At 70.4% G+C, this 12717-nt stretch carries 9 protein-coding genes and 1 tRNA gene; 1 reads left to right on the plus strand and 9 read right to left on the minus strand.

From position 1 onward, the window contains the following. Window positions 1-10 precede the first annotated feature (10 nt). Window positions 11-1843, plus strand: coding sequence for an SLC13 family permease (locus J5Y10_RS04460; RefSeq protein WP_209371106.1), 1833 nt, complete (start codon window positions 11-13; stop codon window positions 1841-1843). A 7-nt stretch (window positions 1844-1850) separates the two neighbouring features. On the opposite strand, the gene J5Y10_RS04465 is transcribed toward J5Y10_RS04460, so the two are convergent. From J5Y10_RS04465 to J5Y10_RS04505, 9 genes are all read right to left on the minus strand, one after another. After that, on the minus strand, window positions 1851-2750 hold the full coding sequence (locus tag J5Y10_RS04465) for a lipid A biosynthesis lauroyl acyltransferase (protein WP_209371107.1): 900 nt from the start codon (window positions 2748-2750) through the stop codon (window positions 1851-1853). Window positions 2751-2752: 2 nt separating this feature from the next. Further along, entirely contained in the window at window positions 2753-3775 is a 1023-nt protein-coding gene (locus tag J5Y10_RS04470) for a zinc-binding dehydrogenase (protein WP_209371108.1), read from the minus strand. Continuing rightward, window positions 3775-5022 carry a beta-ketoacyl-ACP synthase gene (locus J5Y10_RS04475; RefSeq protein WP_209371109.1) on the minus strand — a complete coding sequence of 416 codons (1248 nt, stop codon included), beginning with the start codon at window positions 5020-5022 and terminating at the stop codon, window positions 3775-3777. Before J5Y10_RS04475 ends, J5Y10_RS04470 begins: the two co-directional genes overlap by 1 nt. Further along, window positions 5022-6203, minus strand: coding sequence for a beta-ketoacyl-ACP synthase (locus J5Y10_RS04480; protein WP_209371110.1), 1182 nt, complete (start codon window positions 6201-6203; stop codon window positions 5022-5024). The genes J5Y10_RS04475 and J5Y10_RS04480 overlap by 1 nt, the downstream gene beginning before the upstream one ends. Beyond that, window positions 6200-6658 carry a 3-hydroxyacyl-ACP dehydratase FabZ family protein gene (locus J5Y10_RS04485; protein WP_209371113.1) on the minus strand — a complete coding sequence of 153 codons (459 nt, stop codon included), beginning with the start codon at window positions 6656-6658 and terminating at the stop codon, window positions 6200-6202. Before J5Y10_RS04485 ends, J5Y10_RS04480 begins: the two co-directional genes overlap by 4 nt. Window positions 6659-6665: 7 nt before the next feature. Continuing rightward, window positions 6666-6959 (minus strand): acyl carrier protein, encoded by a 294-nt coding sequence (locus tag J5Y10_RS04490; protein ID WP_209371115.1) that lies wholly within the window; start codon window positions 6957-6959, stop codon window positions 6666-6668. A gap of 227 nt (window positions 6960-7186) precedes the next feature. Next, window positions 7187-11494, minus strand: a complete 4308-nt coding sequence (locus J5Y10_RS04495) for a choice-of-anchor I family protein (protein ID WP_209371117.1) — start codon at window positions 11492-11494, stop codon at window positions 7187-7189. 612 nt (window positions 11495-12106) lie between these two features. Continuing rightward, a tRNA-Leu gene (locus J5Y10_RS04500) sits at window positions 12107-12192 on the minus strand. Window positions 12193-12247: 55 nt separating this feature from the next. After that, a complete protein-coding gene (locus J5Y10_RS04505) occupies window positions 12248-12634 on the minus strand; it encodes a cupin domain-containing protein (RefSeq protein ID WP_209371119.1) in 387 nt (128 codons plus the stop codon). Window positions 12635-12717: the final 83 nt, after the last annotated feature.

Below are 12717 nucleotides of genomic sequence, written 5' to 3' on the forward strand. Positions count from 1 at the left end.
CAAGGGGTTCATGACACTCGATCAGGGGCTGGCGTTCGGGCTGATGGCCGTAACCATCGGCCTGTTTCTTTGGGGGCGCTTCGCCTACGACGCGGTGGCGCTGGGCGCCTTGCTGGCGGGGGTGCTGATCGGCGTGGTCCCCGCGAACAAGGTCTTCGAGGGCTTCGCGGACGATGTGGTGGTGATCGTGGCCGCCGCGCTCGTCATCAGCCACGCCGTGGCGAAGTCGGGCGCGGTCGAGGTGATCATGCGGCCGCTGGTCCCGCATCTTCGCGGCGCCGCGCTGCAGGTGCCCGTGCTGGCGGCCTGCACCATGCTGCTGGCGATGGTCACGAAGAATGTCGGGGCCCTGGCGATCATGATGCCGGTGGCGCTGCAGCTGGCGCGCCGCACGGGCACGCCTGCGGCAGCGATGCTGATGCCCATGTCCTTCGCCGCCATGGTGGGCGGCGTGGTGACGCTGGTGGGCACGGCACCGAACATCATCATGGCCCGCGTGCGGGGGGAGCTGACGGGCGAGCCCTTCCGCATGTTCGACTACGCGCCGGTGGGGCTGGGCATCTGCGCGGTGACGCTGGCCTTCCTGGCCATCGGCTGGCGGCTGCTGCCCGGCGGGCGCAAGGGCGCATCCTCCCTGGAGGCCGCGTTCCAGATCGGAGAGTACACGATCGAGGCCCGCCTGCCGCGCGAGGGCGAGGCGGTGGGCATGAGCGTGGCCGAGCTGGAGGCGCTGGCCGAGGGCGACGTGCGGATCTCCGCCATTCTTCCGCCGAAGGGGACAGGGCCTGCCACGGGGGAACTGGGATCGGGGGTGGCGCCGATCACCGCGGTGCCCTCGCCGGGCCGGCGGCTGGAGGCGGGCGAGGGCTTGCTGCTGCGGGGCGAGCCGGAGGAGCTAGAGCGGCTGGTGGCCCGCGCCGGGCTGGAGCTGGACGAGGACCGCGCGGTGCCGGACGCCCCGGAATCCGATGCGGACGACCAGAAGGTCGTGGAAGGCGTGGTGACGGCGGAGAGCCCGCTGGTGGGGCGCACCCCGGCGGCGCTGACGCTGCGGAGCCGCCACGGTGTCTCGCTGCTGGCGGTCAGCCGGCGGGGACGGGGGCAGATCCGGGAGAGCCTGTCCCAGCTGCGGCTGCGGGCCGGCGATGTGGTGCTGCTGCGCGGCCTGGCCGCGACGATGCCGGACAACCTTGGCGAGTTGCGCGTGCTGCCGCTCGCGGAGCGCGGCATGGCGCTGGGGCGTGGGCGGCGGTCCTGGATCCCGTTGGGGGTTCTAGCGGCGGCAATGGTGCTGGTGGCCGTTGGAGCCCTGCCCGTGGGCGTGGCCTTCTTCGGGGCGGTGGTGGCGCTGCTGGTCTGCCGCGTGATGACGACGCGCGAGGCCTATGAGGCGGTGGACTGGCCGGTGGTGGTGCTTCTGGCCGCGCTGATCCCGGTGAGCGGCGCCATCCAGCACACCGGCGGGACGGGGCTGCTGGCGGGATGGCTGACAACGGCGGTGCAGGGGCTGCCGGGGATGGTGGCGCTCGGCGTGACCATGGTGCTGGCCATGGCCGTTACCCCCTTCCTGAACAACGCGGCGACAGTGCTGGTGATGGGGCCGATCGCGGCGACGCTGGCGAAGCAACTGGGGTTGAACCCCGATCCCTTCCTGATGGCCGTGGCGCTGGGGGCGGCGAGCGACTTCCTCACCCCCATTGGGCACCAGTGCAACACGTTGGTGATGGGGCCGGGCGGGTATCGCTTCGGTGACTACGCGCGGCTGGGGCTGCCGCTCTCGGTGATGGTGGTGCTGGCCGGGGTGCCGCTGATCGCCTTCTTCTGGCCGCTGGTCCCGCACTGAGGCGGGATCACCGCCAGCGGCGGTGCATCCAGAGCCACTGGCCCGGGTGCTCGCGCACCCAGCCGGCGATCACGTCGTTCACCGCCTGGGTGGCGGCGGCGACGTCGATCAGGCCCTCGGCGTCGCGGGGCATGGGGATGGGGTCGGTCAGCTCCAGGCGGAAGCGGCTGCCTTCCAGCCGGATGGCCCGGGCGCCGCGCACGGGGCAGTCGAAGCGGCGAGCCAGGTTGGCCAACAGCGGGTTGGCATGGGCGGGGCGGCCGAGGAAATCCACCACCGGGCCGCGGCCGAAGCGCTGGTCCACCACCATGCCGACCACGGCGCCGCGCTGCAGGGCTTTGGCGAGCTTGGTCGGGGCGGTGAGGCCGGCTGGGATCAACTCGCCCATCATCCCCTTGCGGAGCTTCAGGATGGCGTCCGCCACGGGCTTGCTGTTGGGGGTGCGGTAGAGGACGGCGGCGTCCAGCCCGTGCTTGGCGGCGGCCACTGCCGGAAGTTCCCAGTTCGCCAGATGGGCGGCGAAGACGAGACAGGGGCCGCCATTCGCCCGGATTTCGCCGAAGCGGGCAAAGGTGGCGTCGTCGATCTGGATGCGGGCCTCCGGGTCGCGCGCCTCGGTCAGATCCCAGATCGTGTTGATGTGGACGTACTCGGCGGAGACGCGGCCGAGATTGTCCCAGGCCTCGTCCGCGATCCGCCGGTGCCAGGCCGCGTCCTTCTCCGGGAAGGCGGCGGCGATGTTCTCCATGGCGATGCGGTGGGCCTTGGTCAGCGGCCCCAGGCGGCGGGCCAGCGCGGAGCCGACGCGCGGGCCGAGAACGGGGCCCAGCGCGCGCGGCACGGCAAAGCCCAGACTCGTCAGGGCGGACAGCGCGGCGTCCGCGGCCCCTCCGCCCTTCTTCGCCATGGTTAGATCGTCACCACGATCTTGCCGAAGACCCGGCGGCTCTCCAGCCGGTCCAGGCCTTCCGCGAAGTTCTCCAGCGGGATCACGCGGTCCAGCACGGGGGACATGCCGCCGGCCATCTTGCCCAGCCCGTCCGCGACGTTGCGCATGGAGGCGCCGAAGCTGCCGAAGATCCTCAGCTGGCGCTGGAAAATCATCATCAGGTTCGTCTCGGCCGAGACGCCGGAGGTGGAGCCGCAGGTGACGAGGCGGCCGCCCATCTTGAGCGAGAGGAGGGAGGCGGCCCAGGTGCTGGCACCCACATGCTCGAACACCACGTCCACGCCGCGCTTGTTGGTGACCCGGCGGGCGACGGAGGAGAAGTTCTTCTCGCTGTAGTTCACGACGTGGTCGGCGCCGAGCGCCAGCGCCTTCTGGCACTTCTCGTCGTCGCCGGCGGTGGCGATGATGGTGCAGCCGAGCGCCTTGGCTTCCTTGATCGCCACGGTGCCGATGCCGGAGCCGGCGGCGTGGACCAGGATCGTCTCGCCGGGCTGCAGGCGGGCGTTGTCGAACAGCATGTGCTCGACGGTGGAGAAGGTGATGGCGGCGCAGGCGGCGTCGTTCGTCTCCACCGCATCCGGCACGCGCACCAGCAGGCGGGCCTGCTGGTTCACGTATTCCGCCGCGAAGCCGTCGAGGTGGAAGCCCTTCACCCCCGCGACGTTCTCGCAGAGGTTGTCGCGGCCTTCCAGGCAGGCGTGGCAGTGGCCGCAGGTCTGGGCGCCGTAGGGGGCCACGCGGTCGCCGACCTTCCAGCCCTCCACGCCCTCGCCGAGCGCGTCGATCTCGCCCACCGCCTCCGCGCCGACGCAGATCGGCAGCTTGCGTTGGGCGAAGGCCATGCCGCGCCAGCCCCAGACATCGATGTGATTCAGGGCGATGCCGCGCATCCGCAGCCGGACCTCGCCGGGGGCGGGGGGCGGGGGCTCGGGGATGTCCTCAAGCCGCAGGTCGCGGTCGCCATGTAGGCGAAGGGCACGCATCAGCGCGGCTCCCCCGAGAGGACGAGGCAGACATTCTGCCCGCCGAAGCCGAAGGAGTTGGAGAGCACGTGCTTCACCGTCGCGTCCCGCGCCACGTTGGGCACCACGTCCAGCGTGATGCTCGGGTCGGGCTCGTCGTGGTTGATGGTCGGGGGCAGGCGGCCGTCGCGGATGGTCAGCAGGGAGAACACCGCCTCCAGCGCGCCGGCGGCGGAGAGGGTGTGGCCGATCATGCTCTTGTTAGAGGAGATCGGCGGCGCGCTCTCGCCGAACACGGCGCGCATGCCGAAATTCTCCATCTTGTCGTTCTCCGGCGTGCCGGTGCCATGGCCGTTCACGTAGGAGATGTCGCCCGGCTCCAGACCCGCATCGGCCAGGGCGTTCCGCATGGCGCCGACGATGGCGCGGCCATCGGGGTTGGAGCGTGTGCGGTGGAAATTGTCCGCCCGCTCCCCCGCGCCGGCGACGAGGCCGATGATGGTGGCGCCGCGCGCCTTCGCCGCCTCGTAGCTCTCCAGCACCAGGGCGGCCGCGCCCTCGCTCATCACGAAGCCTGCGCGGTTCTTCTCGAAGGGGCGGGAAGCCTTGGTGGGGTCGTCGTTCCGCTGGGAGAGAGCGGAGAGGAGGGAGAAGCGGATCAGCGCCTCCGGCTGCACCGTGCCGTCCGCGCCGAGGGCGATGCAGGCATCCGTCTCGCCCCGCTGGATCGCCTCCACCCCCAGCTGGATGGCGGTGGCGCCCGTGGCGCAGGCCGTGGTGGTGGTGATCGGCGCGCCGCGGGTGCCGAAGCGGGCCGCCAGGCGCTCGCCCACGCCGCCGTAGAGGCAGGTCTCGTAGATGTCCGCGCGGCCGGCTGCGGCCGCGGTCATCCCGGGATAGGTAGGGTCGCCGGCGCGGGCGAGGGAGAAGCGGTGGGGCCACTCCACCTCAACCGGCGGCATGCCGAGGAAGAGGGGGCCGGGGAAGGCGCCCTTCGTGCCGATCGCGGACTCGGCGACCGCTTCCTCGATCGCCATCGCGGCCATCCGCTCCACGCGCACGGGACTGGTGAAGCCCTCGTCGCCGGGCAGGTCCACGGTGCCGGCGATGGTGGTCTTCAGGTGCTCGGTCGGGAAGCGCGTGATCCGGCGGATGCCGGACTGGCCGGCGAGCAGCCGGGACCAATTGTCCTTTACCCCGAAGCCGAGGGCGGTGACGGCGCCGATCCCCGTGACGGCAACGAGGGGGCGGCCGAGATGGTCGCGCATCAGGTGTTCCCCGCCTTGGTTGCAGAGGGGCGAGACAGGGTGGCCAGGGCCTCGCCGCGCCACTGGCCGAAGGCGGTGACGAGGACGCGGTTGGGGGAGGCGGCCTCGCCAGCGTCGGCCGGGTCCATGGGGGCGTAGAAGCCGCCGCGGGAGAGGGCGAGGGCGGCCAGGGCGACATGGGCGGGGAAGGCGCCCTCCACCCCGTGGCCGATGAGGCTGGCGGGGCGGCGGACCGGAAGGTTCAGCTCGCGGAGGAAGGCGTCCTCCTCCGCCGAGGCGGCGGGGGAACCCGAGTTGCCGGAGATCACGGCATCCACGCCATCCGGCGCCACGCGGGGCAGCAGGGCGCGGGCCGCAGCAGCGGACTCGCCGGGGGTGACGCGGCGGCTGGTGTCGCTGGCCACCGCATCCAGCCGTGCCAGCACGCGGGCGCCGCGGGCGGCGGCGTGCTCCGCCGTCTCCAGCACGAGGAAGCCGGCGGTGCTGCCGAGGACCATGCCCTGGCGCGCCGAGAGCGGCTTGAAGGCGCCCTGGTACATGCCCTCGCCACCCCGGTAGAGCAGCAGCAGGTCCCAGCGCTGGGCCGTCATGGCGCCGCCGACGAGGGCGATGCCGCCACGGCCTTCCGCCAGCCGGGCATGGGCGATGCGCACCGCGTCGGCCGCCGCGCTCTCCTCGCCCATGAAGGTGCGGGAGGAGCCGGTGACGCCGTGGACGATGGAGATGTTGCCCGCCAGCAGGTTTGAGAGCTGGGCAAGGAAGAGGGTGGGGCGCAGGCCGGTGGCCAGCAGCTCGTTCAGCCGGTCGCCGCCGCCGTCGCTGTGGTCCGCGAGTTCCGTGTTCACCTGCTCGTCCAGCGCTAGGTCGCGCTCGCCACCGCCGGCAGCGACGATGAGGTGCATGTCCTCCACCAGCCCGCGCGCGCCCGCGTCGTCGATGGCGAGACCAGCGGCGTAGGTGCCCAGGCGCTGCCAGGGCTCCATCTGGCGCTGGTCGCCCTTCTTGGGGATCTGGGCGTCGAGGTTCAGGGCGGGCAGGGGGTGAACCGGCCAGGGGGCGTAGGTCGCCTCGTCCACCACCGGGGCGGTGCCGGCGGAGAGGGCGTTCCAGTGGGCGTCCGGCCCCTCGCCGAGCGCCGTCACCAGGCCGATGCCGGTGATCACCACCTCGTGCCGGGTCATGCGGCGTGCCCGGGCAGGCCGATCCGCACGGCGTTGGCGCGCATGGCGGCCTCCAGGTCCGGGTGGGGGAAGGGCATGGAGCGCAGCAGGATCTCCGCGTCCGCGATGCGCTTGCCCGCGCTGGTCACGCGCGCCTCCGTTACCGTGTAGCCGGAGCCGTCATGGGTGACCTTGGCGGTGACATCCAGCGGGGCGTCCGGCCCGACGAAGTTGCGGAACTTCGCCTCCTTCACCGACATCAGGAAGGGCATCTGGGCGAAGCCGTTGCGGCCGAGGATGAGCCAGCCGCTGGCCTGGGCCATCGTCTCCACCAGCAGCACGCCGGGCACCAGGGGATGGCCGGGGAAATGGCCCTCGAAGACGGGGCTGGCTTCCGGAACGCGGCTCTCCACCACGATGGCGTCGCCTTCCAGCGACACCACGCGGTCGATCATCTGGAAGTATTCGAGGCGCATCGGCGCCTCAGGCGCTCTTGGCGGCGACCAGCTCGTCGATGCGGGCCGCGAGGTTCTTCATGACGAAGTAGTGCTCGGCGGGCTTCTCCCCGGCGTTCACCTCCTGCGTCCACTTCTCCACCGGCACCTTGATGCCGAAGGCCTTGTCGATCGCGAAGACGATGTCGAGGAAGTCCAGGCTATCGATGCCCAGGTCCTCGGTCACGTGGCTCTCCGGCGTGATGCTGTCGCGGGAGACCTCGCTGTTCTCGGCGATGATGTCGGCCACCTTGTCGAAGGTGGGAGAAGTCTCGGCAGCCATCTGGCGGTTCCTGCGTCACGCGCCGGGCGCGGCCGCGGGGCCGGGCAGGGGCGGGGTCTGGATGATCGGCGCGGGTCATGGACCGGAATGGGGTGGAAAGTCCAGGGGCCGCGGGGGCCTGTGCCCTTATCCCTTGAAAGGGCTGAAAAAGCGAACGCCCGCCCCGGGGTGGGGCGGGCGTTCCGTGCCGGCCGGGGCGGACCCCGGCCGGTGTTTCCCGGGTCGGCTCAGACCACCCAGATATCGGCGGCGGTGACGGCCGCCCCGGCCTGGACCGTGCCGAAGCGAATGGCGTCCGCACCGCCGGCGCCGTCCGCGTCGTAGTAGAGGGCGCTGGTCGCGGCGTCGAAGAGGACGTGCTGCTCCGCCGTGGCGGCGACCCGGCCCGTCCCGAAGGCGGCGAGGTCGATCGCGCCCCTGGCCGTCAGGGCCGCGAAGGCATCCCCGTCCAGCTCGATCCGGTCCTCGCCGGAAGCGAAATCCATCAGGCGGGTCAGGTTGCCGGGGCCGGCCGGGGCGTCGAAGCGGAAGGTGTCCGCCCCCTCGCCGCCGGTGAGGCGGTTGGAGCCGGCGCCGCCCATCAGCGTATCGTTGCCGCCATTGGCGATCAGCGTGTCGTCCCCGCCCAGGCCGGAGAGGATGTTGTCCCCGTCCGTGCCGAGTATGCGGTTGGCCAGGGCGTTGCCCGTGCCGGAGACCGCGTCGCCGGCCATGATGAGCTTCTCGACGTTGTTGCCCAGCGTGTAGTCGATCCAGGCGGTGACGCGGTCGGAGCCCTCATCGGCCTTCTCGAAGATCCGGTCGCCCGCGCTGAACACCTCGTAGCCGTCATCGCCCGCGCCGCCGGCCATGTAGTCGTCGCCGAGGCCGCCGATGAGGCGGTTGTCGCCGGCGCCGCCGAAGATCTGGTCGTCGCCCGCGTTGCCGATCAGGGTGTTGTTGCCGTTGCCGCCCTGGATGTTGTCCCGGCCGTCGCCGCCGAACACCCGGTCAACCCCCGTGCCGTCCACCAGGGTGCCGAGGACGGTGTCCGCGCGGGCCGCGAGGTTTTGGATGCGCTCGTCGCCCGCGGGGGTGGTATCGGCCTCGTCGAAGGCCGTTGCGGTCGTGCCGTGCACCGCCTTCAGGTACTCGGCGAAGGCGTCCTGCTCACTGCCCTTGGCGGCGAAGGTGGCCGCGCCGTCCGTCAGGGCGGCATTGTTCAGCAGGTCCACCCGGCTGTCGGCATAGAGGCCGATGGGATAGCTGTCGCCGCCCGGGACGTCCGCCAGGAAGCTCAGCGTCACAACCTTGATGGCCCGGCCGGCATCGCCCACCAGCTCGCCGTTCCGCACGATCGTGTCCAGCACGTGCCCGGCATCATCGAGGATGACGAGGTTGCGGACGCGCTCGCCTTCCTGCAGCACCGCGCCGGTCGCATCCAGGCGCTGGGCCTGGAGCGAGGCGTCGAAGCTGAAGGAGACGCCGCCGAACTGGCCGAACTGGCCGGGTGTGGCGTTCGGGCCCGTCGCGGCCACCGCGTGCTCGAAGACCCGCTCCAGCTCCGCCGCTGTCAGGGTGACGATGGAGAGGGCGTTGTTGAAGCGCAGCGAGTTCTCGATATCGAGCTGGCTGACGCCGCCCACCGGCTTGCCGGCATCCGGGTTGCCCTGCGGGGGCAGCTCGGGGGCGTCGGCGCCGAGGCCGTAGGAGCCGATCTCCGCCCGGATGCCACCGCCGTTCTTGATGGAGACGGTCACGCCCGCATCCACCTGCTTGGCGACGAAGAGGTTGGCGTCGGCGGAGAGGTTGCCGAGGTTCGTCTCCTCGGTGCGGACCTCGCCGCGGCGGCCCTCCAGGTACACGTCCGTGTAGCCGAGGACGTTGCCGTCCTTGGCCGCGATCACGTCGGCGATGGCGTCGGTGACGGCCTTCACCTCGCCGCCGCGGGTGCCGTCCGCATAGGCGTCCTCGTTGCCCCAGAGGGACTTCACGGCCGCATCGTTCACGGCGATGGCGCCGGAATTCGCGTCCGTGATGCTGTCGGGGATGATGTCGCCGTTCGCGTCGAAGGTGACGGTCAGCTTGCCGATGTAGGAGTACTCGTTGCCCGTGTTCACGATGGCGGTGGACTTGCCGTCCGCGTCCTCGACGATCACGGGGTAGGTCTCGCTCGCCGTGTCGCCCGGCTGCAGCGCGTCGCCCTCGTTCGCGAAGACGGCGTGGCTGCCGCCCGCGATGATCACGTCCACGTCGCTGAGCTTGCCGGCGAGTTCCAGCTCGTTCTGGTACTGCTGGAGGTGGCTGAGCAGGATGATCTTGTTCAGGCCCTGGGCCGTCATCTGGTCGATCAGCGGCTGCAGGATGGACGCGAGCTCGTCCATGTTGTCCACGCCGCCGTCACCGGCCGGATCCTTCACCGTGACGCCGCCGACGGAGGAGATGGAGGCGAGGAGCTGGGTGGTGACGCCGAGCACGCCGATCTTCTCGCCGTTCTCCGTGATGACCGTCCAGGGGGCGACCTGCTGGTCCGCCGCCTCGGCGTTCAGCGCCTCCGGGGTGGCCAGGTCGCCCGCGGTGGTCGCGTAGGTCGAGGCGTCGCGCAGCGCGGCAGTGAACAGGTTGCGCATCGCGGCGTCGTTGGTGAAGTCGAGGTTCGCCGAGAGGTAGGGGAACATCGCGCCGATCGAGGTCACGGCGGCGGAGGTGGTGCCGGTGCCCTTGGCGAAATCGATGGCATTGGCCACGGCGGTGGAGCCGAAGTCCCACTCATGGTTGCCGAAGACGCTCGCCTGGACACCGAGGGCGTTCATGATGGCGATGTCCACGGCCGCCGGGTTCAGCGCCAGGCCGGAGAGGCTGGCGGCGGGAACGCCCAGCAGCCAAGCGTAGAGGTCGATCAGCTCGTCCTTGACGGTCGGGTCCGTCTCGGCCGCGTTGAAGGGGCTGGGGATATAGTTGTCGCCGGAGGAGAGGGTAATGCTGTTGGCCGCCCCGTCCTCGAGCTTGTCGATGATGGCGGCGAACTGGGCGGCGCGGGTGGTGGCGGCCAGCCCCGCCTCGAAGTCGGAGGCGTGCAGGATCTGCAGGGTGAAGTTGCCGTCCACCGCCGCCAGCTCATGAGCGGTGGTCTTCCCGTTGCCCTCGCTGGGGGAGAGCAGCAGGGGGCCGGTACCCGCGGGGGCGTCCTCGGCGGAGACGAAGTGGATCGCCTCCGGCGCGTCCTCGACCCCAATGATGCCAGCATACTCGGCGGAGGTGGGGGAGGTGATGGCGAAGGACATCACCGCGTCCGAGCGCTCCAGCGCGACGAAGGCGTAGAGTTGGCCGTCGACGGTTCCGAGGGTGATGCTCTCCGGCTCGGGCCCCTTGTCGTCGGAGCGGCCGTCGTCCAGCAGCGCCGGCGCGTTGGCGAGCAGCATTCTCTCGATCATGTCGCCGGAGTCGAAGGTCAGGGTCAGGCCGGTGTCCGTGACTTCCCAGATGGAGAAGCTACGGGCGCCGAGGGTGTGAAGGACGTCGATATCGCCGTCGCCGTCCGTGTCGCCGTCCACGGCGGAGATGTTCAGCCGGCCCAGCTCGGCGTCGGCCTTCAGGGCATCCACCGCCGCCTGGCCGCCGAAGGTATTGAGGTCGAGGTTGGCGTTCTTCAGGCGGACCACGTCGTTGTAGTCGCCCCACTCGGAGGCGTCTCCCTCGTTCGCGGTGACGAGGTAGGTGCGGCCGCCCTGCTCGAAGGTTGCGATGCCGTCCGGCATGTACATGCCGTGGAGGGGGGCAGTGTGGATGTTGATGCCGTTGTCGCGGTCGGAGGTGTCGAGGCCGTTGCCGGCGAGGGAGTGGTCCTTCGTGCCGAGGGCGTAGACGCCCTGGTACTCCATCGTGTCGAGGTCGAGGACCGCGATCGCGTTGTTCTCCTGCAGCGTGACGTAGGCCTTGCTGCCATCGGGGGAGACCGCGATGTACTCGGGCTCGAGGTCGGTGGCGGCGGTGACGCCCTCGACGCCGGTGATGCGGACGCCGGCGGCGCGCAGCGCCTCGGTGTCGAAGCCGCCGAAGCCGAGGAAGCTGCTCGTGCCGGTGGCCACGTCGATCACGGCCACGCCACCCACGGGGTCGCCGGAGGCGTCCACCCCGTAGTTGTCGTTCGGCTCGCCCTCGATCGCGACGAGAAGGCGTGTGCCGTCGGGGGTGAAGGTGACCATGTCCGGCACCGCGCCGACCTCGACCGTGCGGATCAGGGTGGCGCCCGTGCCGCCGGCCGCGATGCGGTACATGGCGACCGTGCCGTTGCCGCCATCGGTCGCGTTGTCATAGGCCACGGCCATCACGTCGCCGGAGACGGCCACGCTGTTGCCGGTTCCGAGGGCGCCCAGTACGGAGGAGGGGAGGGCGAAGCGCGGCGTGCCGGTGGCGGCATCCAGCGCCTCGACGCCGCTGGCGCCGAGCACGAGGACGAGCTGGGTGGCCGCGTCGTAGGCGATGACCTCTGCCCCGCCGGCCGCGGTGCCGGAGCTGTCGTTCGTCCAGAGGAGTTGGGACGCGATGGTGGCCATGTGATCTCTCCCCCCGCAGGCGGTGCGGTTCAGGGGGAGGGATTACTTGGCGTTAAGAGTCGCTTCATGCCCGGTTTGATGACAGTCCGGGTTCGAAACGATTGCTCTCGTGGGGGCGAGGAAAGCTGCTCCGCAGGCCGGCCGGAAGCGGCAGTGCGGCAGGGTATCAGGAACAGGTAATCTGATCCGGACCTAGCCCAAGACCATCGTGGCGGCTCCCAGAAGCCCTGCCCAAAGCAGGAAAGCCAATCCGACAGCAAAGATGAACGGGAAGCTGTTGTCGGAGGCCATCTGCTCGTCGGCGCTACTTCTGACATCCAGCCCTAGGTTCACTCTGAGTCTTTTCCCAAAAGCGGCACTTCGAGTCTAAATGACGAGCATCTGGGCATCAAGGCACAACCGAGTACAAAGAAAATGTTTAATAATTAGACAGAAATATAGCTTTTGAGACTGCGGGTTAGGGCATCAGGATTGTTGGGTGTTCGTGTTCTGGGCAGCCTTTCAGTCGCAGGGCCGCAACGACCATATCTTGGTCGGAACGGTGAGCCGCTGCCATTTTCTGGGCTGACACCGCATCTTTGGGGGAACCCGACGGCCTGACCGCCGTGTCTCTGGTGCGGGTGGCCGGTTTCGAACCGGCACTCTGTTGCCAGAAGCGGATTTTGAGTCCGCCGCGTCTACCGTTCCGCCACACCCGCGCGAAGAACCAGATGCCACGGCCAGGGGCGCTCCGTCCAGCCGGGGCGGGATCCTTCAGGCGGCCCGGGAAGGGGCCTCGGCCTCCGCGGTGCTGAAGGCGGCGGGGGAGGTGACCTCCAGCATCTCCAGGTCGTCGGAGTGCTCCACCTCCCGGTGGCGCACGCCCGGGGGTTGCAGCACGCTGTCGCCCCGCTCCAGCAACACCTCGCCGATGTCCTCGTACTCGAACCGCACCCAGCCCTGCAGGACGAGGACGAGCTGGAACCCCAGCGCGTGCGTGTGCCACTGGGGCTTCGGGCCCTCCCCGGGGACGGCGCGGATGATGTGAGCGGCGTGGGTGCCGCCCGTGGCCTCCTTCGCGCCCAGGTCGCGATAGGCGAAAAAGCCGCGCAGCCCGGCGTCGTAGGTGGCGCCATGCGCCTTGCTGACGGTGGTCCGCATGTTTCCTCCTGTTGCCCATCATTGACCCGGCGGATCGCCGCCATGCACGGGCAGGGCTTGCCGGGCGCGGGGCCCGGGACCAG

The organism is Roseomonas indoligenes (assembly GCF_017813365.1).
GTDB classification, from domain to species: Bacteria; Pseudomonadota; Alphaproteobacteria; order Acetobacterales; family Acetobacteraceae; genus Roseomonas; species Roseomonas indoligenes.

Excerpts from the sequence above, each read along its gene's own strand:
- J5Y10_RS04490 (WP_209371115.1), bottom strand. The coding sequence starts at position 6,959 with ATGGCTGCCGAGACTTCTCCCACCTTCGACAAGGTGGCCGACATCATC.
- J5Y10_RS04495 (WP_209371117.1), bottom strand. The coding sequence starts at position 11,494 with ATGGCCACCATCGCGTCCCAACTCCTCTGGACGAACGACAGCTCCGGC.
- J5Y10_RS04475 (WP_209371109.1), bottom strand. The coding sequence starts at position 5,022 with ATGCGCGACCATCTCGGCCGCCCCCTCGTTGCCGTCACGGGGATCGGC.
- J5Y10_RS04460 (WP_209371106.1), top strand. The coding sequence starts at position 11 with ATGACACTCGATCAGGGGCTGGCGTTCGGGCTGATGGCCGTAACCATC.
- J5Y10_RS04480 (WP_209371110.1), bottom strand. The coding sequence starts at position 6,203 with ATGACCCGGCACGAGGTGGTGATCACCGGCATCGGCCTGGTGACGGCG.
- J5Y10_RS04505 (WP_209371119.1), bottom strand. The coding sequence starts at position 12,634 with ATGCGGACCACCGTCAGCAAGGCGCATGGCGCCACCTACGACGCCGGG.
- J5Y10_RS04470 (WP_209371108.1), bottom strand. The coding sequence starts at position 3,775 with ATGCGTGCCCTTCGCCTACATGGCGACCGCGACCTGCGGCTTGAGGAC.
- J5Y10_RS04485 (WP_209371113.1), bottom strand. The coding sequence starts at position 6,658 with ATGCGCCTCGAATACTTCCAGATGATCGACCGCGTGGTGTCGCTGGAA.
- J5Y10_RS04465 (WP_209371107.1), bottom strand. The coding sequence starts at position 2,750 with ATGGCGAAGAAGGGCGGAGGGGCCGCGGACGCCGCGCTGTCCGCCCTG.